Here is a 22,137-nt window from a genome sequence, read left to right as displayed (position 1 = left end):
ACACAGACTGTGTGAAAACCTAGCCAACCTGCCTCAGATCTAAGAAAATGCCCCGCATCGAAAGATGCGGGGCATTTTCTTATGGCGTACATCCAGGGCGAATCTCGAAACCAGACCAGCCTGTTTCCGGTTTCCATCGACGAAGTCATTCCCGAAGACCATCTTGTCCGAGTCATTGACGCCTATGTTTCGCGCCTGGATCTCAGGGTTCTGGGGTTCGATAAAGCTATTCCCAAGGGCAACGGACGTCCGCCCTACAACCCCGCCGACCTGCTCAAACTCTACATCTACGGCTACTTCCAGCGCATACGGTCTTCGCGCCGGCTTGAGGCTGAGTGCCAACGCAACATCGAAGTCATGTGGCTGCTCAACCGCCTCGCGCCGGACTTCAAAACCATCGCCGACTTCCGCAAAGATAACGCCACTGCGTTCTCCGCAACGTGCCGCGCGTTTGTTCAGTTCTGCCGTTCGGCAGGCCTGGTAAAAGGTGATCTGGTTGCTATTGATGGCAGCAAATTCAAGGCCGTAGCCTCGGCCCGTCGTCACATCAGCACCAAGCACCTCAAGCGCGATCAGGAAAAACTTGATCGCCGGATAGCGAAATATCTGGAGGATTTGGATAGCGCGGATCGCGACGAAAATGAAGAGGTTGTGGATCGAAGCGCTGTTAAAACGGTGCTGGCAAAACTGACCGCCAAGCGGGACGACAACCTGACCTGCCAGGCACTGATGGACGAGCTGCAAATCACGCAATTCATCAGCACCGAAAGCGATGCGCGGATGATGCGAGCCCCGCAGGGCATGGCCGTTGCCTACAACGTGCAGACCGCAGTCGACGCTGAAAACAGCCTGATCGTGCACCACGAAGTCACTCAGGATAGCGACGATCGCAAGCAACTGGAGCCGATGGCAAAAGCGACTCAGGAAGTGCTGGAACAGCCGAATCTGACCGTCACGGCTGATGCTGGATACTCCAGCGGCAAGCACTTCCAAGCCTGCGACGACGCGGGCATCACAGCGTATGTACCGATCAATCGAACCATCAACAGCAAGGTCGAAGAGCCCTCGTTTTTCCGTCGGGAAGACTTCACCTATGATCGGGAAAATGATCGTTATCAATGCCCGACAGGCCATTTGCTGACGCTGGTTCAGTTGAACAAGGGAAAGCGTTTCTACCGCGCCAGCGCTGGCGCTTGTGGATCCTGCGCCCTTAAAAACCAATGCACCAAGACCAAATACCGCTCGATCACACGTCATGCCTATGAAGATGCATTTGAGCGAATGGCGCTGCGAATGCAGGCCCACCCGGAAATCGTCGAGGCTCGACGAAGCATCGTTGAGCACCCGTTTGGCAACCTCAAACAATGGATTTACGGCAATGGCCGGTTCCTGCTTCGCCAGCTCAAAGGTGCGCGAACGGAAATGGCGCTGGCGGTGAACGCCTACAACCTGAAAAGAGCGATCAACGTGCTGGGTGTGCGCCGAATGATGGAGTTACTGGCCTGAGGAAGGTCTTTTTCTTCTCTGTATAAATGGAAAATGCCCCGAGTTGATCGGGGCATTTTTTTTGGTTAGCTGCTGAGTAGCTGGTTTTCACACGGTCTGTACAGTCAGAGCCAATCCCACTGGCTGCACCCGGTCTCCTTGTGGGACCGGCTTTAGCCGGGAAGAGGCCGGCTTGAGCGCTGCCAATTCTGCGGTATTGATTAATGGGGACTTGATTAATGGGGACTGATTTATTTACAGGGATTAATGGGGACTGATTTATTTACAGCGCTTCACCGTAAATTAATCTGTCCCCGTGTCCCCGTGTCCCCGTGTCCCCGCGCGTCACAGGTCTCACTGACGGGATGAGGTGCTTGTGCAGGACCGGCTTCAGCCGGGAGGGCGCCAGGCTGCACACCCTCAATCTTTGGATCCAGCCAACCCGTAAACGCCCCGCGTTTGGATAGAAGCTGAATCGATTAACCCCTCAAATAACCACTCCCGATCTTCATTACTCACCGGCCCTAAATTCCCCGTCTTCCCAGCCGAAACATGTTCAGGCCGTGCCTTCTCGTTCTTGCAGCCCTCGTGCAAAGCGCAGCGCACCTATCGGCATCGCACTCTCGTCGCTGTCATCTCTGGTTATGGACACACGCATATGATCAAACGTCTGGGTTTCAGCAAAAAGATCCTGCTGGCCGCTGCACTCATCGTGGTAGTTGCCTTCTCGTGTTTCATTCTGGTGAACGACTTTCGCCAGCGCGAAACCCTGAAGAACAGCGTCGCCTCCGAACTTCAACAGATGGGCAGCCTGACCACGCAAAACATTCAAACCTGGCTCGACAGCCGCACGCAGTTGCTCAACTCCATGGCCCAGCAGATCGCGGTTGACGGTCCGGCGGTGACCAGCCTGCAACGGGCGATCGGTCTGCCGGTTTACCCGGACAACTTCCAGCTCAGTTATTTCGGCAGCAAGGACGGCGTGATGTTTTCCGTGCCCACGGGCAACCGCCCGGCCGACTATGACCCCCGTGCCCGTGGCTGGTACAAGGCGGCCGATGCGGCGCAGGGCATCATCGTGACTGAGCCGTACATCGCCGCGTCGTCGGGCAAGCTGGTGGTGACACTGGCCACGCCGGTGCGCCAGCAATGGCAGATGATCGGCGTCGCGGGCGCGGACATTTCCCTGGACGCCATCAGCAAGACCATCAACTCGCTGAACTTCGGCGGCCATGGTTATGCGTACATCGTCAGTGCTGACGGCAAGATTCTGATCCACCCGGACACCAAGCTGATCCTGAAGAATGTCAGCGAGGCCTACCCGAACGGCGCACCGACCATCGCGCCGGGCGTGGCGGAAATCGAGTCCGGCGGCAAGGCGCAGATCATCTCGTTCACCAAGGTGGAAGGGCTCTCGTCGGCTAACTGGTACGTGGCGTTGGTGCTGGACCGCGACGCGGCCTACTCGATGCTCAGCGAATTCCGCTCGTCCGCGATTCTCGCCATGGTCATTGCCGTGGCGATCATCATGGTGCTGCTGGGGCTGTTGATCCGCGTACTGATGCAGCCGTTGCACCAGATGGGCCGGGCGATGCAGGACATTGCCGACGGCGAGGGTGACCTGACCATGCGTCTGGCCATCGTGTCCCAGGATGAGTTCGGCGCGCTGGCGCAGTCGTTCAACCGTTTCGTGGAGCGTATTCACAGCTCGATCCGCGAAGTGGCGTCGACCGCCGGGCAACTGGGGGAAGTCGCGGCGCGCGTGGTCGGGGCCTCGAACTCGTCGATGGGCAATTCCGATCAGCAGACCAGCCGCACCAGCAGTGTGGCCGCGGCGATCAATCAGCTCGGCGCCGCCGCCCAGGAAATCGCCCAGAACGCCGCGCTGGCGTCGCAGCATTCCAGCGACGCCACGCAACTGGCCAGCGAAGGCCAGGGCGTTGTCAGTCAGACGATCAAGGCGATGAACCAGCTGTCCGAGAAGATCAGCGAGTCGTGTGCCAACATCGAGACGCTGAACAACAAGACCGCGAACATCGGGCAGATTCTGGAAGTGATCACCGGTATCTCTCAGCAGACCAACTTGCTGGCGCTCAACGCCGCCATCGAAGCGGCGCGGGCAGGGGAAGCGGGTCGTGGTTTTGCGGTGGTGGCGGACGAGGTGAGGAACCTGGCGCACCGCACCCAGGATTCGGCGCAGCAGGTGCAGGGGATGATTGAGGAATTGCAGGTGGGCGCGCGGGACGCGGTGATCAACATGACCGAGAGTCAGCGCCAGAGCGAGAACAGTGTGACGATCGCCAATCAGGCGGGCGAACGGCTCAATAGCGTGACCCGCCGGATCAGTGAGATCGATGGGATGAATCAGTCGGTGGCGACGGCGACCGAGGAGCAGACGGCGGTGGTTGAGGCGATCAACGTGGACATTACCGAGATCAATACGCTGAATCAGGAGGGGGTCGATAATCTGAAGTCCACTCTTGATGCTTGTGCGCACTTGGAGCATCAGACGGCGCGGCTGCAGCATTTGGTGGGGACCTTCAGGATCTAGACGCAAGATCAAGATCTAGATCAAGATCAAGATCAAGATCAAGAGCGTCGGCCTAAGGGCCTCTGTTTCGCCTTCGGCGAGTTACTTGGAAAAGCACCCCAAGTAACCAAGGGTGCTTGCTCCTGGCTTGGTTCCTCCTTCGTCGGAATACCCTCACTCCGACGACGCTCCGTGGGCCCGCGCCGAACGGACATCCATGTCCTGACGGCGCTCTCGCCGCATCCCTGCGGCTCGGCCCACTACGCGTCGTCTACGTTCAGCCTGCACCCAAGTCGCGATGGGCGTTGTCTGAACTATTTGTGTTTCAAGATCAAAAGCAGATCAAAGCACGCGTAGTAGGATCGGCTTTAGCCGGGAAGAGGTTAGCTCAGACGCCAACATTGGATCGTTCCCTACGCTCCGCGTGGGAATGCATTCCCTGACGCTCCGCGTCACAGGCCTCACTGACGGGATGCGGTGATCTTGTGGGACCGGCTTCAGCCGGGAAGAGACCAGTCTCCAAACCCTCAATTCTGCAGCGCGCCATCCGACGCCTTCCCAGCTAAAACCAGTTCTACGGTCGAAATGCATTTCCATAGTGGGACCGGCTTCAGCCGGGAAGAGGTCGGTCTGCACACCCTAAATTCCGCCGCGTGACATCTGACGCCTTCCCGGCTAAAGCCAGTGCCCCCGCGGCATCGCGGTGTGCCAACGGACCAACGGCACGAATTATTTGTTTCAGGCTTGCTTTTAACACCCCCATCCCGCCTTTCGCATCCGTCCAACTTGTCTAGCCCGCACGGCGGCTAGACCGCCGTTGCACGTCGACCTGTCCACAAGTCCCGCGAAATATCTCCCCTCAAACCGTCTCCGAAGTGCAATCCCACAGTCATCGTCGGTTCATGGAACTGCCACAGGCTGCCCCTAATGTCACTCGCACCGAACGCGGCCATGGACGGTCGTGCGGCTGATCATTCACTCCCGGCAGGACGCTGGAATCACAAAACCAGAGAAGCCCATGACCGCAGCCATCCACGTCGACCGCCTCAACAAGACCTTCGCCCGAAAGACCGCTTTGGTTGACCTTGCATTGTCTATACAACACGGGGAGATGGTCGCGCTGATCGGCGCGTCCGGGTCCGGTAAATCCACGCTGTTGCGTCACCTGGCCGGGCTGGCCTGTTGCGACCGCAGCAATGGCGGCAGCGTCCAGGTGCTGGGTCGTGAAGTGCAGGCCTCGGGACGGCTCAACGGCAAGGTGCGTCGCCTGCGCGCGGATATCGGCTACATCTTTCAGCAATTCAATCTGGTCAATCGCCTCAGCGTACTCGACAACGTCCTGCTCGGCTGCCTGGGTCGCATGCCGCGCTGGCGTGGAAGCCTCGGCCTGTTCAACGCCGAGGAGAAAGCCCGGGCCATGGCCAACCTTGACCGCGTCGGCCTTGCCGATCTGGCGCCGCAGCGGGCCTCGACCCTGTCCGGCGGCCAGCAGCAGCGGGTGGCCATTGCCCGCGCGCTGACCCAGCAGGCCGAAGTGATTCTTGCCGACGAACCCATTGCCTCCCTCGACCCCGAGTCCGCGCGCAAGGTCATGGAAATCCTCGCCGACATCAATCGCCGGGACGGCAAGACCGTCGTTGTCACCCTGCATCAGGTGGATTACGCCGTGCGCTATTGCCCGCGTGCCGTGGCACTCAAGGGCGGGCGCATTCACTTCGACGGCAACGGCGCCGAGCTCAACAGCCAGTTTCTCAACGACCTGTACGGCGCCGACGCTGACACCAGCCTGATGTTCGACGGCAGCGCGCGGAACACCGAACGACCGCCCCAACTGCTGATGGCCCGCGCCTGATTCAGTTGCGGCACTGACAAACCACATAAACCAGACAACACCCCAACAACCAACCCAGCTCCGGGAGTTCCCCATGTTGAACCGTATCGGGCGCGTCTTCGCGTCTGCCGCTGTCGTCGCCGGTTGCCTGATGGGCACTGCGCAGGCTGATGACAACGTCATCAACTTCGGCATCATGTCCACTGAGTCGTCGCAGAACCTGAAGAGCGTCTGGCAGCCGTTCCTCGACGACATGACGAAAAAGACCGGGCTTAAAGTCAACGCCACCTTCGCCTCCGACTACGCCGGCCTGATCCAGGGCATGCGCTTCAACAAGGTCGATGTGGCCTGGCTCGGCAACAAGGCGGCCATGGAAGCGGTGGACCGTTCCGGCGGCGAGATCTTTGCCCAGACCGCTGCTGCCAACGGTGCGCCCGGGTACTGGAGCGTGATCATTGCGCGCAAGGACAGCCCGATCAATTCGGTCGAGGACATGCTCAAGCACGCCAAGGAACTGACCTTCGGCAACGGTGACCCGAACTCCACCTCGGGCTATCTTGTGCCGGGCTACTACGTCTTCGCGCAGAACCACGTAGACGCTGCCACCGCCTTCAAACGCACGCTGAACTCCAGCCATGAAGTCAACGCCCTCAGCGTAGCCAAAGGGCAACTGGACGTCGCCACCTTCAACACCGAGAGCTGGGACCGTCTGGCAGTCACCCAGCCGGACAAGGCCGCCATGCTCAAGGTCATCTGGAAATCGCCGCTGATCCCCGCCGACCCGATGGTCTGGCGCAAGGGCCTGTCGGACGCGGACAAGAACAAGATCCGCGATTTCTTCGCCAACTACGGCGACACCGACGAAGAAAAGGCCGTGCTGAAGAACATGCAGATGGGCAAGTTCCTCAAGTCCTCGGACGACCAGTTGCTGACCATCCGCCAGCTCGAGCTGTTCAAGCAGAAGACCGAAACCACGGCCAGCACCACCCTCAGCGCCGAAGAGAAGGCCACCCGCCTGAAAGACATCGACGCCGGGCTGACCAAGCTGCAGGACCGTATTTCCGAGCTGGAAAAACAAGGCACCGCCAAGGCGGGTTGATGCACGGGGCGCGCCTGCCTGTGGGGACCAACCCCGTGCAGGCACGGCGCGCCAGTCATGACGCTTCATCCGTTCGCAACCGGACTTTTTATGACCACTCACGCTGCTTACATCGAAGCCGCCGGCAAGCGCAGCTGGCCGCAATACCTGGGCTGGGGCCTGTTCCTGGCGATGATGGCCTGGGCCTGGCACGGCGCGGAAATGAACCCGCTGGCGCTGTACCGCGACTCCGGCAACATGGCGACCTTCGCCGCCGACTTCTTCCCGCCTGACTTCCACGAATGGCGCGCGTACCTCAAGGAAATGATCGTCACGGTGCAGATCGCCCTCTGGGGCACGCTGCTGGCGATCGTCTGCTCGGTACCGCTGGGCATTCTCTGCGCCGACAACATCACGCCGTGGTGGATTCACCAGCCATTGCGCCGGGTCATGGATGCCTTCCGCTCGATCAACGAAATGGTCTTCGCCATGCTCTTCGTGGTCGCTGTCGGCCTGGGCCCGTTTGCCGGTGTCCTGGCGTTGTGGATCAGCACCACCGGCGTGCTCGCCAAGCTGTTCGCCGAAGCGGTGGAAGCGATCGATCCCGGTCCCGTTGAAGGCGTTCGTGCCACCGGCGCCAGTGCCTTGCAGGAAGTGATCTTCGGGGTCATCCCCCAAGTCATGCCGCTGTGGATTTCCTACGCGCTGTACCGCTTCGAATCCAACGTGCGCTCGGCGACGGTGGTGGGGATGGTCGGTGCCGGCGGGATCGGCGTGATCCTCTGGGAAAACATCCGCGCCTTCCAGTTCACCCAGACCTGCTCGGTGCTGCTGGTGATCATCGTGGTGGTGAGCGTCATCGACATTTTCTCCCAGCGCCTGCGCAAGCAGTTCATCTAACGACCACGACAGGAGAGGGTGCGAACCCTTTTTTTAGCCATGCAGTTGTCTAGACAAACCGACACGATGAACCGCGGCTCATTGCCCCGTGAATCCATGACCCGTGAACCCCTGCAGCGTGAACCCAGATACCGCGAACTGGCGCAGACCCTGCGCAGTGAACTCGACCGCTACACCGCCGGCGAATACCTGCCCGCCGAAGTCCAGCTGGCCGCGCGCTTCGAGGTCAACCGCCACACCGTGCGCCGGGCCATCGACGAACTGGTGCGCGAAGGCAGCCTGCTGCGCCGACAGGGCAAAGGCACCCAAGTGCTGGGCCGTCCGCTGGTGTACCCGGTCGCCGCCGGCAGTGCCTACAGCGAATCCCTCGCCGCGCTTGGCCACGGCGTCGAAGCGGTGCTGCTGCAACGCCGGCACTGCACGGCGACGATGGAGGAGGCCGCGCATCTGGGCCTCGAACCCCACGCGCCGCTGATCGAACTGCAAACCCTGCGCCGCCTCGACGGCCAGCCGGTCTGCCTGATTCGCCACCGTTACTGCGCCACCCGCGCGTCGTTGATCGCCGACTACGTCAGCGGCTCGGTGCGCCAGTTCCTCACCGAACGACAGTTGCCGTTGACCCGGACCTTCAGCCTGATCGGCGCGCGCCTGCCCAGTCGCGAAGAGGCCAGTGTGCTGCTGATGCCGCGCCACTTGCCGGCGCTGACGGTGCTGACCCTTTCCCACGATGCGCACGGAAACCCGGTGGAGATTGCCCATTCCACCAGCCGCTCCGACCGCTTCCAGTATCAGATCGTCACCTGATGGAGATGCCCTCGATGACTGCCACACCCGTTTCCTCCAACCCGGCCGACGCCCCGGCACCCGACCATGCCGCTCGCCAGCACTGGATCGGCGTGCTGTCGCGCAGCCGCCGCGCCGAACTGCAGGCCCACGAAGCCGCCCTGCGTGACGCCGACTACCAACTGATCCGCGCGCCGGAAATCGGCATGACCCTGGTGCGGGGCCGCATGGGCGGCAGCGGCGCGCCGTTCAACGTCGGCGAGATGACCGTGACCCGCTGTGTGGTGCGCCTGGCCGATGGCCGCACCGGCTTCAGCTACCTGGCGGGGCGCGACAAGGCCCACGCCGAGCTCGCCGCCCTGGCCGACGCCCATTTGCAGGGCGCGCAACAGGCCCACTGGATCAGCGACCTGATCGACCCGCTGGCCCGTGCGCAGGACCTGCGCCGGGCCCAACAACAAGCCGAAACCGCCGCGACCAAAGTGGACTTCTTCACCCTGGTCAGAGGAGAAAACTGATGAGCACCTCTCTCGCCACTCAATCCTTGCCCGCCTCGCTGTTGCAGCCGACATTCACCGATCCGGTGCTGGATGCCCAGCGCAGTTTTCGCGCCGCGCTCAAGGCCCTGGCCGGCCCCGGTGTCGCGCAAAGCCTGCTCGCTACGCAAACCCCGCCGCACCTTGAAGGCCTCGCCGCGGCCAGTCACGCCCTGTGCCTGGCCTTGCTGGACATCGACACGCCGCTGTGGCTCGCGCCGAAGTTCGACACCCAGGCCATCCGCGCCAACCTGACCTTCCATTGTGGCTGCCCCATCGTCAGCGACCGGCAGAACGCCCGCTTCGCGCTGCTCGACGACAGCCAGTTGCACGACCTCAGCGGTTTCGACCTGGGCAACGATCGCTATCCCGACCAGTCCTGCACGCTGCTGGTCCAGTTGCCGAGTCTGCAGGGAGGCACGCAACTGGCCTGGCGCGGGCCGGGGATCGAAAGCAAAAAACCACGTCAGCCTGCCGTTGCAGGAGGCGTTCTGGCAGGAGCGCGAAGCGCGCAATGACTTCCCCCGCGGGATCGACGTGTTCTTCGTCGCCGGCAGCGAATTGCTCGGCCTCCCGCGCAGCACCCAAGTGCTGTTCAAGCCGCAGCCGTCCACTCTGCAACCGTCCAGCCCTCAACCGTCGACAGGAGCCGTCTGATGTACGTTGCCGTCAAGGGTGGCGAACAGGCCATCGACAATGCCCACAAACTGCTGGCGAAACGACGCCGGGGCGACACGTCCGTCGCCGAACTGGGCGTGGAACAAATCCGTCAGCAACTGCCGCTCGCCGTCGCCCGGGTGATGACCGAAGGCTCGCTGTACGACGCCGAACTCGCCGCGCTGGCGATCAAGCAGTCGGCCGGCGATCTGGTCGAAGCGATCTTCCTGCTGCGCGCCTACCGCACCACGCTGACCCGCTTCAGCGCCAGTCTGCCCATCGACACCTCGGCCATGCAGCTCAACCGGCGTCTGTCGGCCACGTTCAAGGACGTCCCCGGCGGGCAACTACTGGGCCCGACCTTCGATTACACCCACCGTTTGCTGGATTTCACCTTGCTGGCCGAAGGCGAATTTCCCGGCCCCGAGGCCCAGGCCGATGCAGCCGTTCAGGACTGTCCCCGCGTGCTGGGATTGCTGGCCAAAGAAGGCCTGATCAAGGAAGAACAGGACACCGGCGCACCGGTCGCCGACATCACCCGCGAGCCGCTGGAGTACCCGGCCAGTCGCGCCGAACGCTTGCAGGCTCTGGCCCGTGGCGATGAAGGCTTTCTCTTGGCGCTGGGCTATTCGACCCAGCGGGGCTACGGCCGCAATCACCCGTTTGCCGGCGAGATTCGCGTCGGTGAAGTGGAGGTGTGGATCGAGCCGGAAGAGCTGGGCTTTCCGATTTCCATTGGCGCCATTGAGGTGACCGAGTGCGAAATGGTCAACCAGTTCGTCGGTTCCGCCACCGAGCTGCCGCAATTCACGCGCGGCTATGGCCTGGCCTTCGGGCATGCCGAGCGCAAAGCCATGGGCATGGCGCTGGTGGACCGCTCGTTGCGCGCAGGGGAATACAGCGAGGAAATCGTCTCGCCGGCCCAGCAGGAAGAGTTCGTGCTCGCCCACTGCGACAACGTCGAGGCCGCCGGTTTCGTCTCGCACCTGAAACTGCCGCACTACGTGGACTTCCAGTCCGAACTGGAGCTGATCCGCAAACTGCGCACGCCCTCCAAGGAGTCGGCTCAATGAACGCCGCCACGCAGCCCCGTCCACAGGCCCCGCGAGACGAGGCATACAACTTTGCCTATCTGGATGAACAGACCAAACGCATGATCCGTCGCGGCCTGCTCAAGGCCGTGGCGATTCCCGGTTACCAAGTGCCCTTCGGTGGTCGCGAAATGCCGCTGCCCTATGGCTGGGGCACCGGCGGCATGCAACTGACCGCCGCGATCCTCGGCGCCGAAGACGTGCTTAAAGTCATCGATCAGGGCGCCGACGACACCACCAACGCCGTGTCGATTCGCCGGTTCTTTGCCCGCACCGCCGGTGTCGCCACCACCGAGCGCACCCCCGAAGCGACGATCATCCAGACCCGCCACCGCATCCCGGAAACGCCGCTGCACGCCGACCAGATCATGGTCTATCAGGTGCCGATTCCGGAGCCGCTGCGCTTCATCGAACCGTCGGAAACCGAGACCCGCACCATGCACGCGCTGAATGATTACGGCGTCATGCACGTCAAGCTCTACGAAGACATCGCCACCTTCGGCCACATCGCCACGGCCTACGCCTACCCGGTGACCGTCGATGAACGCTACGTCATGGACCCGTCGCCGATCCCCAAATTCGACAACCCGAAACTCGACATGAGCCCGGCATTGATGCTGTTCGGCGCCGGTCGCGAAAAGCGTCTGTATGCGGTACCGCCGTTCACTCGCGTCACCAGCCTGGACTTCGAGGATCACCCCTTCGAGGTGCAGAAATGGGCGCACAACTGCGCCATCTGCGGCAGCCACGAGTCGTTCCTCGACGAGCTGATCCTCGACGATCAGGGCACCCAGAGTTTCGTCTGCTCCGACACCGACTACTGCGCGCAGCGGGTCAGTCAGGGGAGGGCCGCGCAATGAATGCTGCTCAACAGATCGACCGCGATGCCGTCAGCGATCGCACCCAGCCGCTGCTGAAAGTGCGCGGCCTGACCAAGTTGTATGGCCCGGAGAAAGGCTGCCAGGACGTCAGCTTCGAGCTTTATCCGGGTGAGGTGCTGGGCATTGTCGGCGAGTCCGGCTCGGGCAAGTCAACGCTGCTGTCGTTGCTCAGCGGCCGCTGCCCGCCCGACAGCGGGGTCATCGATTACCGCCTCGCCGACACCCATAAAAATGCGGGCCAATGGCTGGACCTGTACAGCGCCAGCGAGGCCGAGCGCCGCACTTTGCTGCGCACCGAGTGGGGCTTTGTTGAGCAGAACCCTCGCGACGGCCTGCGCATGGCGGTGTCGGCCGGGGCCAATATCGGCGAGCGGCTGATGGCCCAGGGCGTGCGCAATTATCAGGCGCTGCGGGCGGCGGGCCTGGACTGGCTCAATCAGGTGGAGATCGATCCGGCGCGCATCGACGACCTGCCGCGAACCTTTTCCGGCGGCATGCAGCAGCGTTTGCAGATCGCCCGAAATCTGGTGTCCGGCCCGCGGCTGGTGTTCATGGATGAGCCCACCGGCGGCCTCGACGTGTCGGTGCAGGCGCGTCTGCTCGACCTGATGCGCGGGCTGGTGCGCGAGCTGGACCTGGCGGTGGTGATCGTCACCCACGACCTCGCCGTCGCCCGCCTGCTCGCCGATCGACTGATGGTCATGCGCCGTTCCCACGTGGTGGAAACCGGCCTGACCGATCAGATCCTCGATGACCCGCAACATCCGTATTCTCAGCTGCTGGTGTCTTCGGTGCTGCAGCCATGATCCGACTTTCGGGATGCCTTGAATGAACGCTCTGATCGAGGTCCGTGACCTCTCGAAAACCTTCACCCTGCACCAGCAGAACGGCGTCGTACTCAACGTGCTGCGCGGCCTGAATTTCTCCGTCGGCGGCGGCGAATGCCTGGTGCTGCACGGCCATTCCGGCGCGGGCAAAAGCACCTTGCTGCGCACCCTGTACGGCAACTACTTGCCGGCCGGCGGGAGCATTCGCGTGCAGCATCAGGGCGAATGGCTGGAACTGGTGGGCACTGCGCCCCGGGAGGTGCTGCAAGTGCGCCAGCACACCCTCGGCTACGTCAGCCAGTTTCTGCGGGTGATTCCCCGCGTCGCCACTGTGGACGTGGTCATGGAACCGGCGCTGGCCCGCGGCTGGACACGCGAAGACGCCGAGGCCCGCGCCGAGCATCTGCTGGCCCGGCTGAACATTCCCCAGCGGCTGTGGCAATTGGCACCGGGTACGTTTTCCGGCGGCGAACAACAACGCGTCAACATCGCCCGTGGCTTCATGGTGCCGTGGCCGGTGATGCTGCTGGACGAGCCGACCGCGTCGCTGGACGACGGCAATCGTCAGGTGGTCCTCGAACTGATCAATGAAGCGAAGGGCGCCGGCGCTGCGGTGATCGGCATCTTCCACGACCGACTGGCCCGGGAAGCGGTGTCCGACCGTCATCTGGACATGACCCCGCCCGACCTTGACCCGCAGGCGTCGATGGCGTCGAGCGTGAAGGAGACCGAACAATGCTGAACGAACAGATCCTGACCCACGCCAAGATCGTTACCGCCGAGCGCGTTTTCACCGGCACCGTGGTGCTGCGTGACGGGTTGATCAGCGAAGTCGATGACAGCATCAGCCAGTTGCCCCAGGCACAGAACCTCAATGGCGATTACCTGCTGCCCGGGCTGGTCGAGCTGCACACCGACAACCTGGAAAAACACCTCAGCCCGCGCCCCGGTGTGGACTGGCCGTCGGCCTCGGCGGTGATGAGCCACGATGCGCAAATCATCGCGGCGGGTATCACCACGGTGTTCGACGCGCTGTCCATCGGCGACGTCAATCCCAAGGGCAAGCGCATGCAGCAACTGCCGGGCATGATCGAGGCGATCGCCGCGGCAAACGCTGCCGACATGACCCGCGCCGAGCACCGCCTGCACCTGCGCTGTGAAGTCTGCCACCCCGACACCCTGAGCGTGTTCCGCGACCTGGTCGAGCAGCCGCTGGTGCAGCTGGTGTCGGTGATGGACCATTCGCCGGGCCAGCGCCAGTTCGCTCTGGAATCCAAGTACCGTGAGTACTACATGGGCAAATACCACCTGAGCAGCGAGCAGATGGACGCCTTCATCGTCGAGCAGGTCGCCAACTCGAAGACCTACAGCGACCGTTATCGCCGGGCCATCGTCGACATCTGCCTGGCGCGGGGTCTTTCGGTCGCCAGTCACGACGACGCCACCCTGGCCCATGTCGAGGAGTCGGCGGCCTACGGCATGAGCATCGCCGAGTTCCCGACCACCCTTGAAGCGGCGCAGGGCTGCCGGCGTCTGGGCATGAGCGTGTTGATGGGCGCGCCGAACATCGTTCGCGGCGGTTCGCACTCGGGCAACATCGCGGCGGCGACATTGGCCGAAGAAGGGCTACTGGATATTCTCTCCAGCGATTACTATCCGGCCAGCCTGTTGCAGGCGGCGTTCACGTTGGGCGCTCAGTTGGATGCAGCGGATGAGTCGACAGGTGCGGGACTGGCACGGGCGGTGACCACGGTCAGCCTGGCGCCGGCCCGTTCGGCGGGCTTGCAGGATCGCGGCGAAATCCGCGTCGGCCTGCGCGCCGACCTGATCCACGCCCGGGCTTTGGGCACACTGCCAATCATTCAACAAGTCTGGCGACAAGCGAAGAGGGTGTTCTGATGGCAGGCAGGTTGATCTATCTCATCGGGCCGTCGGGTTCGGGCAAGGACAGCCTGCTGGACGCGGCCCGCGAGGCATTGGCCGCGCGGGACTGCCGGATCGTTCGGCGGGTCATCACCCGGTCGGCGGAAGCCAGGGGCGAAGCGGCCCAGGCCGTCAGCGTCGAGCGCTTCGAGGCGCTGCAGGCCGAGGGCGCGTTTGCACTCGACTGGTTCGCCAACGGCCTGCATTACGGCATTCCGAAAGAGATCGATCAATGGCTCGCCGAGGGGCACGATGTGCTGGTCAACGGTTCGCGCGGGCACCTGCCCCAGGCGCGGTTGCGTTATCCGTCGCTGTGGGTGGTGCTGCTGACAGTGGATCAATCGGTATTGCGGGAGCGCTTGCTCAGTCGGGCGCGGGAATCGGCTGATGACATCGAAACCCGGCTGGCGCGCAACGCGCAATTTGCTGACGAGGTGCAGGAGAGCGACCCATCGTTGATCGTGCTCGACAACTCCGGCGCGCTGGAGCAAACGGTTGCCCGACTGTTGCAGCGACTGGAGCGCACTCCCGCATGCGCCTGACCCTGCTGGGCACGGGGGATGCGCGGCAAGTGCCGGTCTACGGTTGCGAATGCGCAGCCTGTCGCGCCGCCCACGCCGACCAACGCCTGCGCCGACGCCCGTGTTGCGCGCTGGTGGAGCTGGGCGAGCAACGCTGGCTGATCGACAGTGGCTTGCCCGACCTCACCGAGCGCTTCCCGCCGCGCAGCCTCAGCGGCATCCTGCAAACCCACTACCACGCCGACCACGCTCAAGGTCTGCTGCACCTGCGCTGGGGTCAGGGCCTGGTGATCCCGGTGCACGGCCCGGTGGACCCGGAAGGGCTGTCGGACCTGTACAAGCACCCCGGCATTCTCGACTTTAGCCAGCCCTTCATGCCCTTCGAAAGCCGCGCCCTGGGCGAACTGCAAGTCACCGTATTGCCACTGCTGCACTCCAAACCGACGCTGGGTTATCTGCTGGAAGGCGGGGGAAGGTGCATCGCCTACCTCACCGACACCGTCGGCTTGCCCCATGACACCCAGGCCTTTTTGCAGCGCGAGGCGCTCGACGTGCTGATCCTCGACTGCTCCATGCCGCCCCAGGCGCAAACGCCCCGCAACCACAATGATGTGAATGTGGCGCTGCAGATCATTGAAGCGCTCAAGCCCGCGCAAGCGGTGCTGACCCATGTCGGGCATACGCTGGATGCGTGGCTGATGGAGCATGCCGCTGAACTGCCCGACCATGTTCGGGTGGCGCGGGACGCCATGGAGGTCTGACCGGGGCGCGGGGTTGACGGTTGGCGAGTCATCCTATGACCTCCTGTCGCCCAGGTCGCTTAAACGCCTGTCCGGCTTCAACTTTTGCCTGTCACGGCCGTTGCAAATGTAGCCCTACATTTTCTTCGGAGCTTGACCATGTCGTTGATTCCTCGCCGCATCGCTGGACGAATGACCTTGGGGATCCTGACATTGCTGATTCTGACGGCCGTGGCGATTTTCGCGGTCATGACCCTGGGCGGCAAACCCCAGCTGGTGGCCGCCGGCACCGAGTCGGCGGAGCAGTCAGCCAGCGCCATCACCCGTCAGTTGGCGCTGCCGTTGAGCCGCATCGAGGGCACCGCGGCTGCCATGGCGTTGCTGGCGGAGACGCTGCCCCATGAAGAAACCCTGTACATGAGCAGTTTTCCCGGCTTGATCGACAGCCAGGGGGATTCGGCCATCGCCGGTGGCGGCGTGTGGCCGGAGCCCAACGCCTTTGCGGCGGGCACCGAGCGTCGCAGTTTTTTCTGGGCACGGGACGCAGGCAATCGACTGGACTTTTCCGACGAATACAACCAGGCCAAGACGCCGCCTTATCAGGCTGAAACCTGGTACACCGGGGCCAAGTCTTCACCGGCAGGGCGTTGCGTCTGGTCCGATGCTTATCAGGACCCGGTCAGCGGCGTGGCCATGACCACGTGCAGCGTCCCTTATCGGGCCCAGGGCGCGTTCGCTGGCGTCGCGACCATCGACCTCAAGCTTGACGGTCTGGCGGCCTTCCTCAAAGAGAAAGGCGGCGTCACCGACGGCTACGCCTTCGCGGTCGATCCTTCAGGGAACGTGCTGTATTTCCCTGATGCGAAGGGCACCAAGGGCCTGTTGACCATTAGCGGATTGAGCCAGGAACAACCCTGGTTCAAGCCGGTGGCTGATCAGCTTGCGAGCAACACTTCGGCGCTCTCGACCCAGAGGCTTGAACACGACGGTCGGCTCAACGGCCCGGCCTACGTCACCTTGGCGACTATGGCCGGCACCGGCTGGCGCATTGGCCTGGTGACCCCGGAAGCCCGGGTCGTGGGCCTGGCCAACCGACTCACCGGACAGATTCTGTTATTCCTCTTGCCGCTGCTTGGCGTACTGCTGGGTCTGGCCTGGCTGGCAGGCAAGGGGCTGCTGGCGCAACTGGAGGAAACCACTGCACAGATCTCAAGTCTGGGCCAGGGCGGTCAGACCGATACGCAATTGGCGATTTTGCGCGCCGACGAGATCGGCGCGCTGCGTGAGGCGGTCAACCGATACGCGGGTTCGCTGCGGGACATGCTGCACCGCATCGCCGAGGAATCGGTGTCCCTGGAGCGTCAGGCCAACGAGCTGGCGCAGTTGTCCCAAGGCGTCGCCGAGCGGGCCGAATCCCAGCGTCAGGACAACACCTTGCTGGCGACCGCAATCACCGAGATGTCGGCCAGTGCCAACGAAGTCGCCCAGAACACCACAGACTGCTCCGACACCGCCCGCCGTTCCCTGGGCGATGCGCAGAAGAGCCAGGATCAGGTCAACAGCAACAGTCAGTCCATCGAAGTCCTGGCGACGGACATTGCCGGGGCGGCGGGCGCCATTACCCAGCTGGGCGATGACATCGAGCGCGTGGGCAGTGTGCTGGAGGTGATCAAGTCGATCTCCCAGCAGACCAACCTGCTGGCCCTGAACGCCGCCATTGAAGCGGCGCGGGCAGGGGAGCAGGGGCGTGGTTTTGCGGTGGTGGCTGATGAGGTGCGCACCCTCGCCGGGCGAACCCAGGCCTCGGCGAACGAGATTCAGGAGATGATCTCGCAACTGCGCCAGGCCTCCAGTGCGGCGGTTTCGACGATGCAGAACGGCGCCGCGCGCACCCGTGAGTCGGTGCAGCAGGCGGTCAGTGTCGCCGCCACACTGGGCACCACCGTCTTCAGCTTCGACGACATCGTCCAGCGCGCCCATCAGATCGCGGTGGCCGCCCAGGAGCAGAGCCATGTCACCCACGAAATCAACGAACTGGCAGTGCGCATCCACGTCTCCAGCGAACAAGGCGCGCGGGACGCTGGCACCCTGCGCGAACTGGGCAAAGGCATGCAGTCGATCTCCGGTCGCCTGGGTGCACTGAGCCGCGGTGGCCGGGAGGGGTAAGGCACTTTGCGCGCTGTCCAGGCGGGGCGTGAGCACGATTAAATCTTCGGCGTCTGAAACGCCGTCTTCGTGAGCAAGCTCACTCCCACATGGGTTGTGTTGGCAAGAAATCGAGGGTGGTCAAGCCGACCTCTTCCCGGCTGAAGCCGGTCCTACTAAAGACACCGCGTGCCTGTAGGACCAGCTGAAGCCGGTCCCACTAAAAAAACCGCGTGCCGTAGGACCGGCTTCAGCCGCCGGTCATGTTCATGAAGCGCACCACCTGGACGTCATCGTTGAGCTCGAAGTTGTGCTTCCACGGCTTCAACTGCATGGCGTTGACGATGGCTTTTTCGAGCTTGTCCGGCTGACCCGGATTGGCCCGGAGCACGGCTTTCAGGTCGGCGGAATGCTCGTTACCCAGGCACAGCAACAGACGTCCTTCCACCGTGACCCGAACCCGGTTGCAGGTCGCGCAGAAGTTATGGCTGTGGGGCGAGATGAAGCCGATGCGGATGTGCGGCGCTTCAGCTACCCGCCAGTAGCGCGAAGGCCCGGACGTGGACTCGGTGGAATGCACCAGGGTGTAGCGCTCGGCGATGCGTTCGCGCACCTGCTCGCTGGAGTAGAACGACTCGGCGCGGCTGTGCTCGCTGATGGTCCCGAGGGGCATCTCTTCGATAAACGTGATGTCGACGCCACGATCAATGGCGAAGGCCACCAGATCATTGATCTCGTGGTCGTTGCGGCCCTGCATCACCACGCAGTTGAGCTTGGTGCGCTCGAAACCGGCCGCGTTGGCGGCGTCGATCCCGGCAATGACCTTGCTCAGATCACCGGTGCGGGTCAGTTCCTTGAAGCGCGCCGGGTCGAGGCTGTCGAGGCTGATGTTGAGGCGCTTGAGGCCGGCTTCGAACAGCGGCACGGCGAGTTTGTCGAGCTGCGAGCCGTTGGTGGTCATGCACAGTTCGCGCAGGCCGGGCAGGGCGGCGATGCTGCGAACCAGCCCAACGATGCCGGAGCGCACCAGTGGCTCACCGCCGGTCAGACGAATCTTCTTTGTGCCCAGCGCGACGAAGCGCTCGGCCAGTTGATGGATTTCTTCGAGGGAGAGAATCTGCTGACGGGGGAGGAACGTCATGTCCTCGGCCATGCAATACACGCAGCGGAAATCGCAGCGATCCGTCACCGACATGCGGACGTAATCGACCTTGCGTGAATAGCTGTCCATCAGGACTCGATCTGACATTGATTACTCTCGACAACGTGACGCGTGGCAGAAACAGGGTGCGCGCCTCGGGAAATGAGGCGCGCGGCTGCAGCGTTAAATCTGGCTACCGGTCTGCTGCTCGATGGACGCAGCAGTGACGCCGGTTGCCGAAGCCTGAATGGCTTTCGAATAGGACACGTAATACGCGAGCCCGACGAAAATTGCACCCCCCACGGCATTGCCCAGGAACACCGCAACGAAGTTTTCAACGAATTCGGTCCAGCTCAATGTGTCGGCAAAGATCGCTGCCGGAATCACGAACATGTTGGCGACCACGTGCTGGAAGCCGATGGCGACGAAGGCCATGATCGGGAACCACATACCGAGGATCTTGCCGGTCACGTCTTTACTGGCATACGACAACCAGACCGCCAGACACACCAGCCAGTTGCAACCGATGCCGGAAATAAACGCCTGGGCAAAATCCGCGCTGGCCTTGGCCTTGGCGATGGCCAGGGTTTTGGCCAGATACGCGCCTTCGGTCAGCCCCAGCACATGGCCGAAGAAGTACGCGACGAACAGCGCGCCCAGCAGGTTGGCCAGGGTCACCAGCGCCCAGTTGCGCGCCACCGCCGACAGCGGAATGCGCCCGGCGAACATGGCAGTGGGCAGGCTCATCATGTTGCCGGTCAGCAACTCACCACCGGCCAGTATCACCAGAATCAGCCCGATCGGGAACACCGCAGCGCCCATCAGATTGCCCAGTGACGCCCAGGGCGCCGGGATCATCGTGCTGACATGGATGTCCAGCAAAAAGCCCAGGGCGATGAACGCGCCGGCGAGAAAGCCCAGCACCAGAATCGCCGCGGTCGGCATATGGGACTTTTTCACGCCGGCTTCAATGGTGATCTCGGCGATCTGCTGCGGTGTATTGATGGACATAGGCTTTCACGCTCACAAGCAATGGACCGCACCGCGGCTGAACCCGCCGGCGGCGCGAAAACGAAAAAGGGGTTCAAGCATCCAGTCTTGGTGCGCGGGGGTGTCAGCCGACACGGCGCCGATCCCTGTTGGGCGCTGCTGCGACGTTAAACCGCATTGCAGAGAACGCTCAAAAGACCTGATCAATTAGTGAGCACGCTACCGATCGCACCCTTGAGCGTCCAATCGCTTGTTCCGATAGGCTCATCGACGCTGTCTATCATGGGGCTTTTGATCGTGCAGCCGCTTCCATAAAGGGAAGCTGACGCGGTCTTGAGGTCAGTCTTTGACGGCCCGGGTGATGCTGCGCTCGTAGCGCTCCAGCAGAGGCTGAATGCTGATGCCATGCAGCAGAATGCTCAGCGCCACCACGGACAATGTCAGGCTGATGGTGGTGTGGACTGACTCGGCCGGCAGACCGTGGGTCAGCGCATAGCAGAGGTAGTACAGCGTGCCGATGCCGCGAATGCCGAACCAGCCCACCAGGGCTTTTTGCGGGCGGGTCAGCAGTTTGCCACTGATCAACAGCCAGACGCTCAACGGCCGGATCACGCAGAACAGCGCCAGCCCCAGCCCGACCGCGCGCCAGTCCCAGTAACTGGCGAGGGCGGCGCCGAGAAGGGTGATCAGCAGCACCTCCATCGCGCGCTCCACCAGGCTGCCGAAGACCATCATGTCGCCCATCATCACGCCGGCGGCGAGCTGACTGTCGGACAGCGAATCGCGATCGCCCATGATTGCCGACTCCGGATCGCTGTGGGTGTGCCCTATCATCGGGATGGCCACGTGTTCCGACGGCACCTCCGACTGGGTGGCGTTGGACTCGGCGTGACGCACGCCAATGCCCGCCGCGAACACCGCCAGGAATCCATAGGCGCCGAGGCCTTCGGCGCTGACGTAGGCAATGGCAATCAGCGCCAGGGCGAGGAAGTCGTTGGGCGACAGGGTGCTGTCGGCGTTCTTGATGCGCAGGTAGATCATCAGATGACCGACGCCACGGCCCAAGCCGTAACCCAGCATCAGCCCGACAGGTACGCCCCAGACGATGTTTTTCAGCAGCCAGCCCTGGGTCCAGTCGAAATCCGAAAAACCGTGGGTGATGAACATCAGGGCGAAAATCACGAAGGGGAACGCAGTGCCGTCGTTGAGCCCGGCCTCACCGGACAGGCCGAAGCGCACCCGATCCAGGTCCTGGGCGTTGTTGACCTGCACCAGACCGGCCAGCACCGGGTCGGTGGGCGAGAGCATGGCACCGAGCAGCAAGGAGATGGGCCATGACAGGCCGAACAGGTAATGGGCGACCAGGCTGACGCCGGCAATGGTCGCCAGCATCACTGGCCCTGCCAGCAGGTACGCCGAATACCAGCCGCTGCGGTGCAGGGGCAGGCGCAGCTTGATACCGGTATTGAACAGCGAGAACAACACGGCGATTTCAGTCAGCCGTTCCAGCCAGTGGCGCGCATCGCGAATGTCGAGCTGCGCGATGTCCAGGCCCCAGGGCCCGATCGCGGCGCCAAACGCCAGGCACACCGCCGACGTCGTGACCGGCAGCCAGCGCAGATAGGAAGAAGTCAGTGCCAGCAGCATCAGCAGGACACCGAAGACGGTCATGCAAAGAATGAAACTCATGCGGAAACATCATCAGTCAATGGGCGGGAATGACTGTGTGACTGTAGGAGGGGGGGATAGTTGAAACTAATGTGGAATGGATCCCGCGACCGGTGAAGCGCGACAGCGCGTGTTTGCCGACTAGACTGTGCGCGACCCCCTCACCTGGATTGAGCCCCATGGCATTTGACTGGCACAGCGAATCGCTTTCCCGAGACACCCCGGTCACTCACGATTACCGAAACACCCAGAACGTGCGTCGTTTCATGACCGCGCAGTGCGGGCCGGCCTTCAAGTTCGACCGTGACTTCATGGCCTGGATACGCAACGACAGCGCCAAGACCCTGGGCGATGTGGTCGATGAGTGGCAACGACGCCACGGCAATAACGCCTGATGAAAACCGGAGACA

The 22,137-nt window shown here is 62.8% G+C and carries 19 protein-coding genes and 3 pseudogenes; 19 read left to right on the top strand and 3 right to left on the bottom strand.

The features are described 5' to 3' along the window. The first annotated feature begins 81 nt into the window (after positions 1–81). The 18 genes and pseudogenes from M1E04_RS13060 to M1E04_RS12975 all read left to right on the top strand — a co-directional run bounded on the left by M1E04_RS13060 (position 82) and on the right by M1E04_RS12975 (position 17,949). On the top strand, positions 82–1,506 hold the full coding sequence (locus M1E04_RS13060; protein WP_456291445.1) for an IS1182 family transposase: 1,425 nt from the start codon (positions 82–84) through the stop codon (positions 1,504–1,506). Between the two features lie 637 nt (positions 1,507–2,143). Continuing rightward, positions 2,144–3,178: pseudogene (locus tag M1E04_RS13055) on the top strand (HAMP domain-containing protein); the annotation flags it as partial. Positions 3,179–3,271: 93 nt separating this feature from the next. After that, complete coding sequence (locus tag M1E04_RS13050) at positions 3,272–4,036, top strand: methyl-accepting chemotaxis protein (RefSeq protein ID WP_410930093.1); 765 nt, start codon at positions 3,272–3,274, stop codon at positions 4,034–4,036. A gap of 997 nt (positions 4,037–5,033) precedes the next feature. Then, positions 5,034–5,867, top strand: coding sequence for a phosphonate ABC transporter ATP-binding protein (gene phnC / locus M1E04_RS13045; protein WP_192131509.1), 834 nt, complete (start codon positions 5,034–5,036; stop codon positions 5,865–5,867). A 73-nt stretch (positions 5,868–5,940) separates the two neighbouring features. Next, a complete protein-coding gene (phnD, locus tag M1E04_RS13040) occupies positions 5,941–6,945 on the top strand; it encodes a phosphonate ABC transporter substrate-binding protein (RefSeq protein WP_192131511.1) in 1,005 nt (334 codons plus the stop codon). A 90-nt stretch (positions 6,946–7,035) separates the two neighbouring features. Next, positions 7,036–7,824 carry a phosphonate ABC transporter, permease protein PhnE gene (gene phnE, locus M1E04_RS13035; protein WP_074887601.1) on the top strand — a complete coding sequence of 263 codons (789 nt, stop codon included), beginning with the start codon at positions 7,036–7,038 and terminating at the stop codon, positions 7,822–7,824. Positions 7,825–7,920: 96 nt separating this feature from the next. Continuing rightward, positions 7,921–8,628 (top strand): phosphonate metabolism transcriptional regulator PhnF, encoded by a 708-nt coding sequence (phnF, locus tag M1E04_RS13030; protein ID WP_456291444.1) that lies wholly within the window; start codon positions 7,921–7,923, stop codon positions 8,626–8,628. A gap of 14 nt (positions 8,629–8,642) precedes the next feature. Beyond that, entirely contained in the window at positions 8,643–9,125 is a 483-nt protein-coding gene (phnG, locus tag M1E04_RS13025) for a phosphonate C-P lyase system protein PhnG (protein ID WP_456291443.1), read from the top strand. 26 nt (positions 9,126–9,151) lie between these two features. Then, positions 9,152–9,800 (top strand): annotated as a pseudogene (gene phnH / locus M1E04_RS13020) (phosphonate C-P lyase system protein PhnH). Beyond that, complete coding sequence (locus tag M1E04_RS13015; RefSeq protein ID WP_456291442.1) at positions 9,800–10,873, top strand: carbon-phosphorus lyase complex subunit PhnI; 1,074 nt, start codon at positions 9,800–9,802, stop codon at positions 10,871–10,873. Before phnH ends, M1E04_RS13015 begins: the two are co-directional and overlap by 1 nt. Then, the gene (locus M1E04_RS13010; RefSeq protein ID WP_456291441.1) at positions 10,870–11,751 is read left to right on the top strand and encodes an alpha-D-ribose 1-methylphosphonate 5-phosphate C-P-lyase PhnJ; all 882 of its coding nucleotides are present in this window, start codon (positions 10,870–10,872) and stop codon (positions 11,749–11,751) included. The genes M1E04_RS13015 and M1E04_RS13010 overlap by 4 nt, the downstream gene beginning before the upstream one ends. Continuing rightward, positions 11,748–12,578, top strand: a complete 831-nt coding sequence (gene phnK / locus M1E04_RS13005; protein WP_108122489.1) for a phosphonate C-P lyase system protein PhnK — start codon at positions 11,748–11,750, stop codon at positions 12,576–12,578. Before M1E04_RS13010 ends, phnK begins: the two co-directional genes overlap by 4 nt. Before the next feature lie 22 nt (positions 12,579–12,600). After that, the gene (gene phnL, locus M1E04_RS13000) at positions 12,601–13,341 is read left to right on the top strand and encodes a phosphonate C-P lyase system protein PhnL (protein ID WP_456291440.1); all 741 of its coding nucleotides are present in this window, start codon (positions 12,601–12,603) and stop codon (positions 13,339–13,341) included. Continuing rightward, the gene (locus tag M1E04_RS12995; protein WP_456291439.1) at positions 13,335–14,498 is read left to right on the top strand and encodes an alpha-D-ribose 1-methylphosphonate 5-triphosphate diphosphatase; all 1,164 of its coding nucleotides are present in this window, start codon (positions 13,335–13,337) and stop codon (positions 14,496–14,498) included. The genes phnL and M1E04_RS12995 overlap by 7 nt, the downstream gene beginning before the upstream one ends. Beyond that, positions 14,498–15,064: a phosphonate metabolism protein/1,5-bisphosphokinase (PRPP-forming) PhnN gene (gene phnN, locus M1E04_RS12990; protein WP_456291438.1), complete on the top strand. Its 567-nt coding sequence runs from the start codon at positions 14,498–14,500 to the stop codon at positions 15,062–15,064. The genes M1E04_RS12995 and phnN overlap by 1 nt, the downstream gene beginning before the upstream one ends. Further along, on the top strand, positions 15,055–15,804 hold the full coding sequence (gene phnP / locus M1E04_RS12985) for a phosphonate metabolism protein PhnP (protein WP_456291437.1): 750 nt from the start codon (positions 15,055–15,057) through the stop codon (positions 15,802–15,804). Before phnN ends, phnP begins: the two co-directional genes overlap by 10 nt. Positions 15,805–15,942: 138 nt before the next feature. Continuing rightward, positions 15,943–16,776: pseudogene (locus tag M1E04_RS12980) on the top strand (cache domain-containing protein); the annotation flags it as partial. Between the two features lie 33 nt (positions 16,777–16,809). Next, the gene (locus M1E04_RS12975; protein WP_456293194.1) at positions 16,810–17,949 is read left to right on the top strand and encodes a methyl-accepting chemotaxis protein; all 1,140 of its coding nucleotides are present in this window, start codon (positions 16,810–16,812) and stop codon (positions 17,947–17,949) included. Between the two features lie 229 nt (positions 17,950–18,178). Here M1E04_RS12975 and moaA read toward each other — a convergent pair whose 3' ends face one another. From moaA to M1E04_RS12960, 3 genes are all read right to left on the bottom strand, one after another. After that, on the bottom strand, positions 18,179–19,177 hold the full coding sequence (gene moaA / locus M1E04_RS12970; protein ID WP_065991658.1) for a GTP 3',8-cyclase MoaA: 999 nt from the start codon (positions 19,175–19,177) through the stop codon (positions 18,179–18,181). A gap of 75 nt (positions 19,178–19,252) precedes the next feature. Beyond that, positions 19,253–20,080 (bottom strand): formate/nitrite transporter family protein, encoded by an 828-nt coding sequence (locus tag M1E04_RS12965; protein ID WP_456291436.1) that lies wholly within the window; start codon positions 20,078–20,080, stop codon positions 19,253–19,255. A 318-nt stretch (positions 20,081–20,398) separates the two neighbouring features. Continuing rightward, positions 20,399–21,748 (bottom strand): cation:proton antiporter, encoded by a 1,350-nt coding sequence (locus M1E04_RS12960; RefSeq protein WP_456291435.1) that lies wholly within the window; start codon positions 21,746–21,748, stop codon positions 20,399–20,401. Positions 21,749–21,906: 158 nt separating this feature from the next. Between M1E04_RS12960 and M1E04_RS12955 the strand changes: the two genes are divergently transcribed. Further along, positions 21,907–22,122, top strand: a complete 216-nt coding sequence (locus M1E04_RS12955; RefSeq protein WP_296310846.1) for a DUF6434 domain-containing protein — start codon at positions 21,907–21,909, stop codon at positions 22,120–22,122. Positions 22,123–22,137 lie beyond the last annotated feature (15 nt).

The organism is Pseudomonas sp. AK106, from assembly GCF_053903055.1.
This window is presented reverse-complemented; position numbering and strand designations above follow the sequence as displayed.